The sequence below is a fragment of the Streptosporangium amethystogenes genome, assembly GCF_000721075.1.
Lineage (GTDB): Bacteria > Actinomycetota > Actinomycetes > Streptosporangiales > Streptosporangiaceae > Streptosporangium > Streptosporangium amethystogenes.
Genome location: NZ_JOEQ01000010.1, coordinates 109,024 through 124,257, shown reverse-complemented (window position 1 = coordinate 124,257; position 15,234 = coordinate 109,024). Strand labels below are relative to the sequence as shown.

14 protein-coding genes are annotated in these 15,234 nt (G+C 69.6%); 9 read left to right on the top strand and 5 right to left on the bottom strand.

Annotated elements, in window-relative coordinates; translation table 11 throughout:
• Positions 1–11: 11 nt before the first annotated feature.
• Complete coding sequence (gene pcrA, locus IG98_RS0116520) at positions 12–2,267, top strand: DNA helicase PcrA (protein ID WP_245651597.1); 2,256 nt, start codon at positions 12–14, stop codon at positions 2,265–2,267.
• Between the two features lie 76 nt (positions 2,268–2,343).
• Here the strand turns inward: pcrA and IG98_RS0116515 are convergent, their stop codons facing one another.
• The 3 genes from IG98_RS0116515 to IG98_RS0116505 form a co-directional block, all read right to left on the bottom strand.
• Positions 2,344–3,252, bottom strand: a complete 909-nt coding sequence (locus IG98_RS0116515; protein ID WP_030912601.1) for a hypothetical protein — start codon at positions 3,250–3,252, stop codon at positions 2,344–2,346.
• 203 nt (positions 3,253–3,455) lie between these two features.
• Positions 3,456–4,346 (bottom strand): hypothetical protein, encoded by an 891-nt coding sequence (locus IG98_RS0116510; protein WP_030912599.1) that lies wholly within the window; start codon positions 4,344–4,346, stop codon positions 3,456–3,458.
• A 211-nt stretch (positions 4,347–4,557) separates the two neighbouring features.
• Positions 4,558–5,448 (bottom strand): hypothetical protein, encoded by an 891-nt coding sequence (locus IG98_RS0116505; RefSeq protein WP_030912596.1) that lies wholly within the window; start codon positions 5,446–5,448, stop codon positions 4,558–4,560.
• 220 nt (positions 5,449–5,668) lie between these two features.
• On the opposite strand from IG98_RS0116505, the gene icmB reads away from it, so the two are divergent.
• From icmB to IG98_RS0116485, 4 genes are all read left to right on the top strand, one after another.
• Positions 5,669–6,076: a coenzyme B12-dependent isobutyryl CoA mutase small subunit gene (gene icmB, locus IG98_RS0116500; protein ID WP_030912591.1), complete on the top strand. Its 408-nt coding sequence runs from the start codon at positions 5,669–5,671 to the stop codon at positions 6,074–6,076.
• Between the two features lie 276 nt (positions 6,077–6,352).
• Positions 6,353–7,534, top strand: a complete 1,182-nt coding sequence (sucC, locus tag IG98_RS0116495) for an ADP-forming succinate--CoA ligase subunit beta (protein ID WP_030912588.1) — start codon at positions 6,353–6,355, stop codon at positions 7,532–7,534.
• Entirely contained in the window at positions 7,534–8,409 is an 876-nt protein-coding gene (sucD, locus tag IG98_RS0116490; protein ID WP_030912585.1) for a succinate--CoA ligase subunit alpha, read from the top strand. The genes sucC and sucD overlap by 1 nt, the downstream gene beginning before the upstream one ends.
• Positions 8,410–8,748: 339 nt before the next feature.
• Positions 8,749–10,410, top strand: a complete 1,662-nt coding sequence (locus IG98_RS0116485) for a cell division protein PerM (RefSeq protein ID WP_030912582.1) — start codon at positions 8,749–8,751, stop codon at positions 10,408–10,410.
• 61 nt (positions 10,411–10,471) lie between these two features.
• Here the strand turns inward: IG98_RS0116485 and IG98_RS0116480 are convergent, their stop codons facing one another.
• The gene (locus IG98_RS0116480; RefSeq protein WP_030912579.1) at positions 10,472–10,882 is read right to left on the bottom strand and encodes a hypothetical protein; all 411 of its coding nucleotides are present in this window, start codon (positions 10,880–10,882) and stop codon (positions 10,472–10,474) included.
• Between the two features lie 112 nt (positions 10,883–10,994).
• Here IG98_RS0116480 and purN point away from each other — a divergent pair, with 112 nt between their 5' ends.
• From purN to IG98_RS0116460, 4 genes are all read left to right on the top strand, one after another.
• On the top strand, positions 10,995–11,582 hold the full coding sequence (gene purN, locus IG98_RS0116475) for a phosphoribosylglycinamide formyltransferase (RefSeq protein WP_245651587.1): 588 nt from the start codon (positions 10,995–10,997) through the stop codon (positions 11,580–11,582).
• A 45-nt stretch (positions 11,583–11,627) separates the two neighbouring features.
• Positions 11,628–13,172, top strand: coding sequence for a bifunctional phosphoribosylaminoimidazolecarboxamide formyltransferase/IMP cyclohydrolase (gene purH, locus IG98_RS0116470; protein ID WP_030912575.1), 1,545 nt, complete (start codon positions 11,628–11,630; stop codon positions 13,170–13,172).
• A 151-nt stretch (positions 13,173–13,323) separates the two neighbouring features.
• Positions 13,324–13,506, top strand: a complete 183-nt coding sequence (locus IG98_RS0116465; protein ID WP_030912572.1) for a hypothetical protein — start codon at positions 13,324–13,326, stop codon at positions 13,504–13,506.
• Positions 13,507–13,519: 13 nt separating this feature from the next.
• A complete protein-coding gene (locus IG98_RS0116460) occupies positions 13,520–14,380 on the top strand; it encodes a bifunctional methylenetetrahydrofolate dehydrogenase/methenyltetrahydrofolate cyclohydrolase (RefSeq protein ID WP_030912569.1) in 861 nt (286 codons plus the stop codon).
• A gap of 174 nt (positions 14,381–14,554) precedes the next feature.
• Here the strand turns inward: IG98_RS0116460 and IG98_RS0116455 are convergent, their stop codons facing one another.
• Complete coding sequence (locus IG98_RS0116455) at positions 14,555–15,208, bottom strand: FHA domain-containing protein (protein WP_037970528.1); 654 nt, start codon at positions 15,206–15,208, stop codon at positions 14,555–14,557.
• Positions 15,209–15,234: the final 26 nt, after the last annotated feature.

Sequence of the window (15,234 nt, the reverse complement as noted above, 5' to 3'; positions counted from 1 at the left end):
GGGACGTGTCGATCCCAGCCTCCTCTCTGACCCACCCGTTGCTCGACGGGCTCAACCCTCAGCAGCGCGAGGCCGTCGTGCACCACGGCAGCCCCCTGCTCATCGTCGCGGGCGCGGGTTCCGGAAAGACCCGGGTGCTGACCCACCGCATCGCCTATCTGCTGGGTGAGCGGGGTGTGCAGCCGCAGGAGATCCTGGCGATCACCTTCACCAACAAGGCCGCGCGGGAGATGAAGGACCGGGTCGACAGGCTCATCGGCCCGCGTTCGGCGGCGATGTGGGTGATGACCTTCCACAGCGCGTGCGTGCGGATCCTGCGCCGCGAGGCCAAGCGCCTGGGCTTCCCCTCGGGCTTCTCCATCTACGACCAGGCCGACTCACAGCGCCTGATGGCGATGGTCTGCCGCGAGATGGACCTCGACCCCAAGCGTTACCCGCCGAGGTCCTTCTCCGCCCAGGTCAGCAACTTCAAGAACGAGCTGATCGACTACGAGACGGCGGCCGCCCAGGCCTCCACCCACCTGGAGCGCAAGCTCGCCGAGGCGTACCGCAACTACCAGCAGAAGCTCACCGAGGCCGGCGCGATGGACTTCGACGACCTCATCATGCTGACGGTGACGCTGTTCCAGATCTTCCCCGACGTGGCCGAGCACTACCGGCTCCGCTGGCGCCACATCATGGTCGACGAGTACCAGGACACCAACCACGCGCAGTACACCCTGATCCGCGAGCTCGCGGGCCGCCCCGAGCTGCGCACCGCCGACGGAGACCTGGTCAGGGAGGGGGGTGTCGCCCCGGCCGAGTTGTGCGTGGTGGGCGACGCCGACCAGTCGATCTACGCCTTCCGCGGCGCGACGATCCGCAACATCCTGGAGTTCGAGCGCGACTACCCGGAGGCCAGGACGATCCTGCTGGAGCAGAACTACCGCTCCACCCAGACGATCCTGTCCGCCGCCAACGCGGTGATCTCGCGCAATGAGAGCCGCAAACCCAAGAACCTCTGGTCCGACCAGGGGGCCGGGGCGAAGATCATCGGCTATGTCGCCGACAACGAGCACGACGAGGCGATGTTCGTCGCCCAGGAGGTCGACAGGCTCACCGACCACGAGGACGTGGTGCCCGGCCAGGTCGCCGTGTTCTACCGGACCAACGCCGCCTCCCGGGTGTTCGAAGAGATCTTCATCAGGACCGGCCTGCCGTACAAGGTGGTGGGCGGGGTGCGCTTCTACGAGCGCAAGGAGGTCCGCGACCTGCTGGCCTACCTGCGCTTCCTGGCCAACCCGAACGACGTGGTGTCGCTGCGCCGCATCCTCAACGTGCCCAAGCGCGGCATCGGCGAGCGGGCCGAGGCGATGGTCGAGGCGTTCGCGAGCAGGGAGCGGATCCCCTACTGGGAGGCGCTCCGCCGGGCGGACGACGCGCCGGGCATGGCCACCCGCTCGCTCAAGGCCATCGCCGAGTTCGTCGCCCTGATGGACGAGCTGATGGTGAAGGCCGACGACCTGTCGCCCTCACAGCTGGCCCAGGAGGTGCTGGCGAGCACCGGATACCGTCTGGAACTCACCGCCTCCAACGACCCGCAGGACGAGAGCCGCCTGGAGAACCTGGACGAGATGATCTCGGTCGCCTCCGAGTTCGAGGAGGCCAACCCCGAGGGCACGCTGGTGGAGTTCCTGGAGCAGGTCTCCCTGGTCGCCGATGCCGACCAGATCCCAGCGGCCGACGGGGGGCAGGGGGTGGTGACGCTGATGACGCTGCACACCGCCAAGGGGCTTGAGTTCCCCGTGGTGTTCCTCACCGGAATGGAGGACGGGGTCTTCCCGCACATGCGCTCGCTCGGCGAGCCGAAGGAGCTGGAGGAGGAGCGCCGCCTGGCCTACGTCGGCATCACCCGTGCCGAGCGGCGCCTCTATGTCTCCCGGGCCGCCGTCCGCAGTTCCTGGGGTTCGCCCGCGTTCAACCCGGCCTCCCGGTTCGTCGCGGAGATCCCGGCCGATCTGGTCGAGTGGCGTGGCAGCCCGGAGAAGAGCGCCTGGAGCGCCGCCACCCGCCGCGACTCCCGCCCCGCCCCGGTCAGGAAGTCCGAGGGCAGGCAGATCCCCAACCTGGCCCCCGGCGACCGGGTCACCCACGACAAGTTCGGCCTGGGCACCGTGGTGTCCGTGGACGGCGTCGCCGAGAAGACCAAGGCCAAGATCGACTTCGGTGGCGGGGTGGGGGAGAAGGTCCTGCTGCTGGCGTACGCGAAACAACTGGAGAAACTCTGAGGTCTCCGGGGCCGGTCCCACCGGTTCCGGACTCGGGGGAAGGGCACGGCGGCCGCCGCTCGCCGTGCCCCTTCCGTCAGTTCGCGAGGAGTTCCCTGATGGGGTCATCGGGCTGGTCGGCGCCGACGGTGAGCTCGTCGAAGTCGGCCACCTGGCCGGCGGGCGGCGCCTTGACGGTGACCTTGGTGCCCCAGCCGGTGTAGCGGGTGTCGTTGACGTAGGTCAGCTCGGTGCTGTTGAGGCCCCGGGTGGACTCGGTGTACGACGACACGACCCGGCGGACCAGCCGGTCGGAGCCGATGTAGATCTTCCAGGTCACCGGAAGGGTGGCGGACCTGCCGGTGGGCTTCGCGCCCAGCATCGCGCGTACCGAGGGGGAGACCTTGAAGAGCTCGCCCAGCGTGATCGTGCCCGAGTGGACGGTGGTCCGGGTGCCGTCCCAGGTCCCGCCAGGGCGCCTGGCGCCGGTGTGGGCCAGGGTCGCCTTCAGCGTTCCCGGCTCGACGGTGCTGATGATCTGCTGGACGGGACTGACCAGGACCAGCCCTCCGTCGCGGACGCGCAACCACTTCTTGCCCTCGGGCATGGAGTCGGCGAAGAAACCGCCCGAGGTGTAGGAGACGTTCTTCAACGAGATCGTCCGCGACGGGGTGAACAGGCCTTTGAACTCGCCGTCCTGGGTGGGCAGGTTGAACGTGGTGGTCAGATCCGAGGCGACCAGACCCGACCTGCCGAACTCCAGCACGCCGTTGCGCCTGGTGAAGATCGCCCGCTGCTTCTTGCCCGCGCCGACGATCTTCGTGTTCTCGGTGAGCTTCACACCCCGGTGGGTTCTGAACTGGCGCTTCAGCGCCGAGACCGGATCGGTCTTCGCGGCCTGAGCGGTCTTCGCGGTCTGGGCGCTCGCCGGGGCGGCGGTCACCAGCGCGGGAACCATCAGGGCCGCCACGGTGGCGCCGGTCAGGACGGCGATCGTTCGCCTCATAGGGGTCCTCCCGTAGGTGTCCTCGCGTCGTCGCGGAGGGGGAAGAAGATTCTTCCCTATATGCCGAAATATCGGATCAAGAATCGCCGGGCCCTGCATGGCCGAGGGGAACCGGCCTCCGGTGGGTGAAACGCGGTCGTGCCCGGCAGGTGAAGCCTGCCGGGCACGACCGTCCGGTGCCGGGTGTGATCAGTGCGGAAGGATCACTTGACGGTCAGTAGAGGGATGGGAGTATCGGCCTCGAAGCCCGCCTGCAGCTCCTTCATCGTGGCGACCTGGTCGGCCGGCGGGGCGTCGATCGTGACCTTCGAACCCCAGTTGGTGTAGCGGGTGTCGACGGTCCAGGCCGACCCACCCGAGAACTGCGTGTACGAGGTCGCCAGTCTCGCGGGGAGCCGGTCGGCGTTCAGGAACAGCTTCCACTTGATCATGATCTTGGCCTGTTCGCCGGAGAGCTTCCCCCCGCCCTGTGCCGCGCGGAACCACGGCGAGACCTTCTGCAGCTCGCCGAAAGTGATCTTCCCGGCGTAGGCGGTCGGCTTCTTGACCGTGGCGTGCGCGAGGAGGGCCTTGAGGGTCGCGGGCTCGGCGGCGTTGACGACCTGGCCCATCGAGCCGGTCAGGCCGAGCGTGTCCTCCGGATATCCGAGCCAGGGCTTGTCCTGCGGCAGAAACTGGCCAAAGGCCCCGCCCGAGAGGTACGCCTTTTTCTTGACCCGGACGACTCGCTCGGGCTCGGCCAGTCCGGCGATCAGCTTGCTGAGCTTCTTCTGCTCCTCGGTTTCCTCGGCGTCGTCTTCTTCGGTGCTGAATGCGAGGGCACCCTCATCGAAATGCAGCTGGGTGGTGTGGTCCGACGCGCTGATCCCGGAGGTGCCGAACTGCAATTCACCCTTACGGTGGCCGGCAATCGTGTTCTTGGAGCCGCCCTGCGTCTTTATGGTGTCGACGTAGGTGACGCCATGGCCGTTTTTGAGCTGGCCCTGCAGCGCGGTGATCGGATCGGCGGCCTGTGCGTGCGCGGTCGATGCCAGCGCCGGAGCGCCGAGTACGGCCGTTGCGGCGCACGCCAGTCCGGCGATGTATCGCTTCAAAGGAAAATCCTCCTGACTGCCCCCTCCGCCCCGTCGGGGAGGGGATGACACACTCTCGCTGTGCAAGATCACGAAAGGATAGCGCAGTTGGAGGATTACCTTGAATTAAACGTGCATATTTCGTGCAGAGACATCTCCCGGGGCGTCGGAAGGCGGTGCGGATATTTTGTTTCCGGTCAATCACGGACCGTCAGATTTGTTTTTTCGCGATTCAGCCGATCGGCAGGACGGCCGGCTCGGGGAAGTCGGCGCCGACCCGGCCGGCGTCGGCGGTGTCCTCGGGAGGCGGCGGAACGAGGGTGACGGATGAGCCCCAGCCGGTGTAGCGGGTGTCCACGACCGTGGTCGTGTACTTGCCCGGACTGCCGCTGAGCGGCTGCCGCCAGGTGGTGCTCAGCCTGCGGACCAGGTTCGAGCGGTCCAGCCAGAGCCTGAAGCCGACCGGGATCCCGGCGCTCCTGCCCTTGGGCGGCCCGGCCAGCCTGTCGCGGAGCGAGGGGGAGACCTTGTAGAGCGTGCGCAGCGTCACGGCGCCCTGCAGGAACGTGCCCGAGCGCAGCTTCCTGCGCACGGCGGTGTGGGACAGCAGCGTGCCCAGGGTGGCGGGCTCGAAGATGTTGACGATCTGCGGCAGGGTGGCGGTCTGCTTGATGTTCGCCGGGCCGATCAGTCCGAGCCAGGTCTTCCCCTCGGGCAGCCACGTCTCGTAGCCGGGTCCGGAGAGGTACGCCTCGTTCGGGAAACAGATCACCCGGGTCGAGCCGAGCCGCTGGCCGAGCTGTCGTTCCAGCTCCTTCACGGCCCCCTTGCCCAGTTCGGTCCGTCCCACCGTGTCCGTGCCGTACACCCCGGCCTCGTCGAACTCCACCCGGCCCTTGCGCCAGATGGTGACCACCGCCTTGCCGCCCCGATAGACGCGTCCGACGTCGGAGATCCGCAGCCCCGTGTGCTCGCCGAACTGCTGCCTCAGCCTCGTCACCGGAGACGGCGGCGGTGCCACCCCCGCGACCACGGCACCCGCCGTTCCCGCCGCCTCCGCCGCCGACATGGGCAGCACCGAACCGGCCAGTACGACCGCGAGCAGAGTGACCCACCGTCTCATCGGATTCCTCCCAGGAGTCAAGATCCGCCAAGCTAGCCAACCCCCGGCCCGCGGGCTATGGCGCGCACCAACAACTCGCGGCCACGGATTGCGCGAGTTTGAGCCGTACGGCAGGCGGGACCGCTCGCCGAGGGGGCGAAATGCGGAATGGCGGGAAGACTCCGGCTTACGCTGTGGACAGCTCCCACGTCGCGAGGAGAGCGCGGAGGAGGAGGTCTGGATGGACGCCGTGCCGAGGATCCGCGTCGTCATCGCCAAGCCGGGGCTGGACGGCCATGACAGAGGGGTGAAGATCGTGGCCAGGGCGCTTCGGGATGCCGGGATGGAGGTCGTCTACACGGGCCTGCACCAGACTCCGGAACAGGTGGTGCGCACCGCGATCCAGGAGGACGCCGCGGCGATCGGGCTGTCCATCCTGTCCGGCGCGCACATGACGCTCTTCGCCAGGGTGCTGGAGCTGCTGAGGGAGAACGACGCGAGCGACATCGTGGTGTTCGGCGGCGGGATCATCCCCGAGGCCGACATGCCCGCACTCCAGGAGATGGGCGTCGCGCGGATCTTCACCCCGGGCGCCACCACCCAGGAGATCGTCGACTGGGTGCGGAGCGCGATCCCCTCGCCCGCCTGACGAGTTCCGACGAGGTTCGGGATGCCCGCGCCTCCTCTCGCCGGCGGGTCTTTGCGTAGCCGGCCAGGCCACACCGGTCTGGCGACAGGTGCCGGGCGGCGTCCGAGGACGGTGACGCGAACAACATTCGGGATGCGCGATCTGGGACCCGGTTACCTGGCCATGCCATAAGGCGGGCTACGCTTCATTGGCGCAAAACCGCCGCGCTCCCCCTTCGATCGTGGAGCCGGCCCACTCAGATCTATACACCAGCCGGACAAGCAAGGACGGACCCTCGTGGACCTGTTCGAACATCAGGCGAAGGAGCTCTTCGCGGAGTACGGCATCCCGGTGCCGCGCGGTATCGTCGCGCACACCGTGGAGGAGGCACGGGCGGCAGCCGAGCAGCTGACCGGCCGTGTCGTCGTCAAGGCCCAGGTCAAGACCGGTGGCCGCGGCAAGGCCGGTGGCGTGAAGGTGGCGGACGACGCCGCCGACGCCGCAAGCAAGGCCACCGACATCCTCGGCATGGACATCAAGGGCCACACGGTCCACAAGGTCCTGGTCGAGGAGGCCAGCGCGATCGCGGAGGAGTACTACTTCTCCTTCCTGCTCGACCGCGCGAACCGTACGTTCCTCGCCATCTGCTCCGCCGCGGGTGGTATGGAGATCGAAGAGGTCGCGCACACCAACCCCGAGAAGGTGGCGCAGGTTCCGATCTCCCCCCTGGACGGTATCGACCGGGCCAAGGCCCGCGAGATCGCCCAGGCCGGCGGCCTGCCGGAGGCGTCGCTCGACGGCGCCGCCGACCTCATCGAGAAGCTCTGGTGCGCCTTCGTCGACGAGGACGCCTCGCTCGTCGAGGTCAACCCGATGATCCTGTCCGCGGACGGTCAGGTGAAGGCCCTCGACGGCAAGGTCACCCTCGACGACAACGCGTCCTTCCGTCAGCAGGACCACGCGGCCCTTGAGGACAAGGCCGCCGAAGACCCGCTGGAGGCCGCGGCCAAGGCCAAGGACCTCAACTACGTCAAGCTCGACGGCTCCGTCGGCATCATCGGCAACGGTGCGGGTCTGGTCATGTCGACCCTGGACGTCGTCGCCTACGCCGGCGAGGCCTTCCCCGGCCAGCCCAAGCCCGCCAACTTCCTCGACATCGGCGGCGGTGCCTCGGCCGAGGTGATGGCGGCCGGCCTGGAGATCATCATCTCCGACCCCGCGGTGAAGTCGATCTTCGTCAACGTCTTCGGCGGCATCACCGCCTGTGACGCGGTCGCCAACGGCATCGTCTCGGCCTTCCAGCTGCTGGAGTCCCGCGGCGAGGCCGTGAGCCGCCCGCTGGTCGTCCGGCTGGACGGCAACAACGCCGAACTCGGGCGTCAGATTCTCTCCGACGCCAAGTTGTCCGGCGTCGAACTGGTGGACACCATGGACGATGCGGCCAAGCGCGCCGCCGAACTCGCTGCGGTAGGTGCGTAATGGCCATCTGGCTGACCGAGAACAGCAAGATCATCGTTCAGGGCATGACCGGTGGTGAGGGCACCAAGCACACCCGCCGCATGCTCGCCTCCGGTGCCGCCGTCGTCGGCGGTGTCAACGCCCGCAAGGCCGGCACCGTCCACGAGGGCCTGCCCGTCTTCGGCACCGTCGCCGAGGCCATGAAGGAGACCGGCGCCGACGTGTCGGTCGTCTTCGTGCCCCCGGCGTTCACCAAGGACGCCGTCAAGGAGGCCATCGACGCAGAGATCCCGCTCTGTGTGGTCATCACCGAGGGTGTCCCGATCCACGACACCACCGAGTTCTGGGCCTACGCGGTCGCCAAGGGCGGCAAGACCCGCATCATCGGGCCGAACTGCCCCGGCATCGCCTCGCCCGGCGCCTCCAACGCGGGCATCATCCCGGCCGACATCACCAGCGCCGGTCGCATCGGCCTGGTCTCGAAGTCGGGCACGCTGACCTACCAGCTCATGTACGAGCTGCGTGACATCGGCTTCTCCAGCGCGGTGGGCATCGGCGGCGACCCGGTCATCGGCACCACGCACATCGACGCGCTGCAGGCCTTCCAGGACGACCCGGGCACCGACGCGATCGTGATGATCGGCGAGATCGGCGGCGACGCCGAGGAGCGCGCGGCCGCCTACATCGAGCAGCACGTCACCAAGCCGGTCGTCGCCTACGTGGCGGGCTTCACCGCTCCCGAGGGCAAGACCATGGGCCACGCGGGCGCGATCGTGTCCGGCTCGGCCGGTACCGCCCAGGCCAAGAAGGACGCTCTGGAGAAGGTCGGCGTCCGCGTCGGCAAGACCCCGAGCGAGACCGCCCGCCTGATGCGCGAGCTCATCCAGTCCCTCTAGCGGGGGGCCGGGACGCAGGTCCCGGGTGAGCGAACGCGGCACGGTGCCGCGCGATCCGGCGGCGCCCCCGTCGCCGGCACCGTGCGGGTTCCACCGCACCGAGCACGACCGAGGGCGCCCGGCATCCCGCCGGGCGCCCTTCACCGTTCCGGACGTCACCGATATCCGCTCTCCCATACCGGTGACCGCCGGGATGGCACGGGGAGGACCGTGTGCGGCGCGCGAGGTGAGCCGGACCGGCTTCGCCGGGATACCACAGGCCGCTTCTGTCACGCCGTCCGCGACACGCGGGGCGCGGAAGTCTCTTCCGCACCGAAGATCCTGAGACCATCGACTACTGTGACGGCCCTCTTCGATCAGCTCCGGACGGCTCCCCGCAACGTCCTCAGCCGCATCCCCCTGCCCGGCCTCACGGGTGACGACGACGACGTCCGCCGGCCGCTTCCCGTCTCCGGGATGCTCGCGGCCGCCTGGACGCTCGGCGTGGGGCTGGCGGTGCTCACCACGCTCACCCTGGTCGGCTGGATCGCCGCACCGCGCGGCGCGCTCGGCTCCGGTCTGCCCGCGGTGTTCCGTACCGCCTCGCAGCTCTGGCTGGCCGCGCACCACGCGGGCTTCGCGATCCCCGGCGGCTCGGTGGGCCTGCTCCCGCTCGGACTGACGGTCCTGCCCGCCTTCCTGCTGTACCGCGCCGGGATGTGGATGGCCAGGGACGCGGACCTGCGGCTCCGGCTGCCCGCCCGGCTGCCCAAGAACACTCCCAAGGAGGCGTCCAACGCCCGCCGCAAGGCACAGCTGATCCTGATCGCCCAGGCGGGCATCTCACTGGCGGCGCCGTACGCGCTGCTGGCCGGGATCATCGCGCTGGTCGCCAGGAACGAGATCACCCAGCCCTTCCTCGGTGAAGTACTGGTCAGCCACCTGGTACTGGCCTTCATCGCGGGCTCCGTGGCCGTCGCCAGGACGATCGGGCCCTGGCGATCGATGCTGCGCCTGCTGCCCGAGCGGCTGCGCTCGGTGGTGGTCGGTACGTTCGCCGCACTGATGATCATGCTCGTGGCGGGCGCCGTCATGGTGCTCGGGGCCGTCACGGTCAACTTCGGGCAGGTCGGGGAGCTGTCCGGGATCCTTTCTCCGGGGTTCGTGGGCGGGCTGCTGCTCCTGCTGATCCAGGGGCTCTACCTGCTCAACGCCGTCATCTGGGGCATGGCCTACATCGCGGGACCTGGTTTCGCGGTCGGCACCGGCACGCTGGTCGCGCCGACAGGCGTGCAACTGGGCACGGTGCCGAGCCTGCCGATCCTGGGCGCGCTGCCGGAGGCGGGCCCGACCTCGGCCTGGGTGATGGTCGTGATCGCAGTGCCTTTCCTGGCCGGCGCGGTGGCGGGCGTTCTGGTCGTCCGGATCTCGCCCTCCCCTTCGTACGAGGGGGCACCGCTGTGGGGGTTCGCCTGCGGGCTGGCGACCGGGGCGGTGGCGGGTCTGCTGGCGGCGCTCTCCGGTGGCCCGCTCGGTGGCACGAGGCTGTCCGCGGTGGGGCCGGAAGGGTGGGAGGTGATGCTCTCGGTGACGCTGGAGGTGGGGGTCGCGGCGGGGATCGCCGCCGGGCTGGCCAACTGGTGGCTGATCTTCCGGGGGCACAACACGACGGTCACCAAGGCGGCGGCCAGGGTCGGCACGGCCACCGCGCCGGTCCGCAAGGCCGGAGTCAAGATCGCCAAGGCCGCCGGCTCGGTGGCCAGCAAGGTCGGCTTCGCGGAGTCGGAGGAGCTCCGCAAGCTCCCCGGTCACTGGCTGGACGCCACGGAGTGCGACACCCAGCCGATCCCGGTCATCAGGGACGACTGGGAGGACGAGCACGCCTCGGCCGCCGCGGAGAGCTCGCCGAAGGCCCACCGTCCCGAGCCGCCGCGCCCACCCCGGCGCGACATCGTCGACGAGACCGACGACAAGGGCGGCCATGTGATCTACGTCGACCCCTACGCCTGGGACCGCGACTGAGCGCCGCCGCGGATCACGCGCCCGGCCGCCTCGTCCAGGACAGTTCGCTCAGGCGGCCCGCTCAGGGAGGGAAGGGAAACTGCAGCTGGCCGGGCTGGACGAAGGGCATCTTCTTCTCCATGGCCCGCTCAAGCCGCTCCACGCACTCGTTCTGCGCCGAGACGGTGCCCGCTCCCTTACCGCACTCGGTGTAGGCGCTCAGCTCGTCGCCGAAGTAGAACTGCATCGCGGTCACCCCGGTCGACACCAGCAGCGCCCCGGCGGAGAGCACGATGCCCGCCACGGCGGTGCCGACAGGTTTGGGGACGGAACGCAGCGCGGGGATCGCACGGATTGAGGTGACAAGAGCGAAAATCGCCATGGCGAGTCCCGCGAGGGGGAGCAGCAACGTCATCACCACCGCGGTGACCGCGAGCCACAGGGCCCTTCGCCCGGCGCTCTCGGTGGGCCGTACCTGGACCGGCAGTGTCACCTGACCTCCTTGCATCGTTCGTTCGGACAGGCCGATACCCTTGCAGCGGCGTGAGTCCCCGTCCGAATGGAGTGCGTCGGTGTCATCCCAGGCCGTTCGGCTTGTGGTCCTCGTGTCCGGTTCTGGAACCAACCTACAGGCCCTTCTGGACGCTGTTGCAGACGAGACCTACGGCGCCAGTGTGGTGGCGGTGGGCGCCGATCGCGGCGGTGTCGAGGGGCTGGCCCGTGCGCAGCGCGCGGGGGTGCCGACCTTCGTGGAGAGGGTGGCCGACCACCCCACCCGCGAGGACTGGGATCGGGCGCTCGCCGCCCGCATCGCGGCGTACCGGCCGGACCTCGTGGTCTGCGCGGGGTTCATGAGGATTCTCGGCAAGCCGACGTTGGAGGCCTTCCCGGTCCTCAACACCCATCCCGCGCTGCTGCCCTCCTTCCCGGGGGCGCACGGTGTGCGTGACGCGCTCTCGTACGGCGTGCGCGTCACCGGCTGCACCGTGATGCTCGCCGACGCGGGCGTCGACACCGGGCCGATCATCGCCCAGGAGGCCGTGCCCGTGCTGGACGACGACGACGAGGCGGCACTGCACGAGCGCATCAAGTCCGTCGAGCGTCATCTGCTCGTCGACACCGTCGGCCGGATGGCCCGCGAGGGCTGGACCGTCACCGGCAGGACTGTTCGATTCGGACGACCCGGTGGATGAGCCGGGCGCCCCGGAGAAACCGGAACCAACCAGGAGGAGCACGAAGTGACCCGCATCGCCATCCGGCGCGCGTTGATCGCGGTGTATGACAAGAGCGGGCTGGAGGAGTTGGCCCGTGGGCTCGACGCCGCGGGTGTGGAGATCGTCTCCACCGGGGGCACCGCCGCGAAGATCACCTCTTTCGGCGTCCCCGTCACTCCCGTCGAGTCGCTGACCGGCTTCCCCGAGTGCCTCGACGGCCGGGTCAAGACGCTGCACCCGCGCGTGCACGCCGGCCTGCTGGCCGACGGCGGCAACCCCTCCCACGTCAAGCAGCTCGAAGAGCTGGAGATCGAGCCGTTCGAGCTGGTGGTGGTCAACCTCTACCCGTTCCAGGAGACCGTGGCCTCGGGCGCCTCCGACGCCGAGTGCGTGGAGCAGATCGACATCGGCGGTCCCGCGATGATCCGGGCCGGGGCCAAGAACCACGGCACCGCCGCGGTCGTGGTCGACCCGGCCTCCTACGGTGACGTGCTCGCCGCGGTCGCCGCGGGCGGCTTCACCCTCACCGAGCGCCGCCGTCTGGCCGCCGCCGCGTACGCGCACACCGCCGCCTACGACACCGCGGTGGCCACCTGGTTCGCGGACGTCTACGCGGCCGAGGATGGCGTGTGGCCGGGTTACCTGGGCGCGGCCTGGGAGCTCAAGTCACCGCTGCGCTACGGCGAGAACCCGCACCAGGGCGCGGCTCTTTACTCCAGCGGGAAAGCCGGCCTGGCGGACTCCGAGCAGCTGCACGGCAAGGAGATGTCCTACAACAACTACCTGGACGCCGACGCCGCCTGGCGGGCGGCATGGGACTTCGACGGTCCCGCCGTGGCGATCATCAAGCACCAGAACCCGTGCGGCATCGCGGTCGGCGCCGACGTCGCCGAGGCGCACCGCAAGGCACACGCCTGCGACCCCGTCTCGGCGTACGGCGGCGTGATCGCGGTCAACGCGGAGGTTACCGAGGAGCTGGCCCGCCAGATCGCCGAGGTGTTCACCGAGGTCGTGGTGGCCCCCTCCTACACGGCCGAGGCGCTGACGCAGCTCACCGGGAAGAAGAACATCCGGCTGCTGGCCTGCCCGCGGGGGCCGTCCAACCCGCTGGAGTTCCGCCGGATCGACGGCGGCCTGCTGGTGCAGAACGCCGACCGGGTCGACGCCCCGGGCGACGACCCGTCCACCTGGGAACTGAAGGCGGGGCCCGCCGCCTCCGGCGAGGTCCTCGCGGACCTGGCCTTCGCCTGGAGGGCGTGCCGCTCGGTGAAGTCCAACGCGATCCTGCTGGCCGCGGACGGTGCGAGCGTGGGCGTCGGCATGGGCCAGGTCAACCGGGTCGACTCGGCGCGGCTCGCGGTCTCCCGGGCGGGCGAGCGCGTCCAGGGGGCCGTGGCGGCCTCCGACGCGTTCTTCCCCTTCGCCGACGGCCTGCAGATCCTCATCGACGCGGGAGTGAAGGCGGTCGTGGAGCCGGGCGGCTCGATCAGGGACGAGGAGGTCATCGCCGCGGCCGAGGCGGCGGGGGTGACCCTCTACTTCACCGGTACCCGTCACTTCTTCCACTGATCTCCGCTCCCGGGTGCGGCTGCCGTACCCGTGCGGCAGCCGCACCCGGGAGATAAGAGAGTGGCCAATTAGACAGAATTACTTGGGCGAAAAAGGTTTGGCCTGCGGTTAGTCTGAAGCATCCCTTTCGTTCCTGCCGCGGAGATCCCTCATGCCACTGCTCGACCATGCCCTGCACGCCTTCGTGATCATGCAGGGTTTCTGGGGCAGCCCCCTGATGATGATCATCATCGCGCTCGGCGCGGCCTACCTCGGCGGGCGGGTCGTGGAGTGGATCCCCTTCACCCGCAGGATCATCGAGCGGAGGGAAGCGGAGCGCGGTTCGTCCTCGTGAGAGGGTTAGCGGTATGAGTGCGCGGATTCTCGACGGCAAGGCCACAGCGGCAAAGATCAAGGCGGACCTCACGGTGCGGGTGGCCGCGCTGAAGGAGCGGGGCATCGTCCCCGGGCTCGGCACGGTTCTGGTGGGAGAGGACCCGGGCAGCCAGATCTACGTGGCGGGCAAGCACCGCGACTGCGCGGAGGTCGGCATCTCCTCCCTCCGCAGGGACCTGCCGGAGAACGCCACCCAGGCCGAGGTCGAGGCGGTCGTCGACGAGCTCAACGCCTCCGAGGAGTGCACCGGCTACATCGTCCAGCTCCCGCTGCCCCGTCACCTCGACACGCAGGCGCTGATCGAGCGGATGGACCCGGCGAAGGACGCCGACGGTCTCCACCCGGCCAACCTGGGCCGTCTGGTCCACATGGTCGACGCGCCGCTGCCCTGCACGCCGTACGGCATCGTCGTGCTCCTGCAGGAGTACGGGGTGCCGCTCAAGGGGGCGGAGGTCGTCGTGGTCGGCCGCGGTATCACCGTGGGCCGCTCGCTCGGCCTGCTGTTGACCCGCCGCTCGGAGAACGCCACGGTCACCCTCTGCCACACCGGCACCCAGGACCTCGCGGCCCACACCAGGCGCGCCGACATCGTCGTCGCCGCGGCCGGGGTGCCGCATCTGATCACCGCGGACATGGTGAAGCCGGGCGCCGCCGTGCTGGACGTCGGCGTCTCCCGGGTCGACGGGAAGATCGCCGGTGACATCGCCCCCGGCGTCGAGGAGGTCGCGGGCTTCCTCACCCCCAACCCCGGTGGTGTGGGCCCGATGACCCGGGCCATGCTGCTCACCAACGTGGTCGAGGCCGCGGAGAGGCGCGCCCGCGAGCTGGGCTGACCCCGCGGCCAGGCCGATCTCACAGAGGCGGTCTCACGAGGTCGGTCTCACGGGACAGGATCCGCCGAGCTGGCCTCACTGAGAATGCCTCACCGGGCAGGCCGACTCCCCGGGGGACCGGTCCCAGGGCGGGACCGGCCACCCAGGGTGGTGCCGGCCTGTCGGGCGGCCCGGCTACGACGCCCTGCGGTTCGCGGCGGTGGCCGCCGTCTGGGACTCCGAGGCGCCGGTCGCGCGCTGCGAGGGCACCACGGGGGTGGGCCTCACCAGCCCCAGGGCGACGACCTCGTTCGCCAGCCTGGTGCGCCGGTTGGTCCCCTCGGGGATCCGGAACTTCTGGTAGAGACGCAGGAGGTGCTGCTTGACGGCCGCCTCCGTCACCACCAGGTCGTCGGCGATCTCCCTGGCCGTGGCCGGTGCGACGAACGCCTCGTCCGACAGCGCCGGACGGCAGAGCGACGTCAGGACGTCCACCTCCCGCCTGGTCAGCTCCGGTGCCGCGGCGCGGCGGAGCTCGACCTCCGGGGCGAAGTCCTCGCGAGGCACTCCGCCGATCCTGCCTCGTGCCGCGCCGAAGGACACCACGTCACCGTCATCAAGCACCCTCCGTGCGATCGGTCGGCCGTTGACCCGAGTGCCGTTGCGGGACAGGCCCAGATCAACGACATACAGGTAGGGTCCGCGCCGGACGAATTCCGCGTGCAGCCGGGACACACTCGGATCGGTCAGCCGGATGTCCACTCCACGGCCACGTCCGATCGTCGTGATCTCGGGGCGCAACGGGACCACCTCACCGGTGTCCTCGATGCGTATGAACGGCCCCTCCACGGCAGTTCCTCCCCAGGTAGCCCGCC

Coding starts and splice junctions, on each gene's coding strand:
- IG98_RS0116515 (WP_030912601.1), bottom strand. CDS start 3,252: ATGAGGCGAACGATCGCCGTCCTGACCGGCGCCACCGTGGCGGCCCTG.
- IG98_RS0116505 (WP_030912596.1), bottom strand. CDS start 5,448: ATGAGACGGTGGGTCACTCTGCTCGCGGTCGTACTGGCCGGTTCGGTG.
- icmB (WP_030912591.1), top strand. CDS start 5,669: ATGGACGCCGTGCCGAGGATCCGCGTCGTCATCGCCAAGCCGGGGCTG.
- sucD (WP_030912585.1), top strand. CDS start 7,534: ATGGCCATCTGGCTGACCGAGAACAGCAAGATCATCGTTCAGGGCATG.
- IG98_RS0116465 (WP_030912572.1), top strand. CDS start 13,324: ATGCCACTGCTCGACCATGCCCTGCACGCCTTCGTGATCATGCAGGGT.
- IG98_RS0116460 (WP_030912569.1), top strand. CDS start 13,520: ATGAGTGCGCGGATTCTCGACGGCAAGGCCACAGCGGCAAAGATCAAG.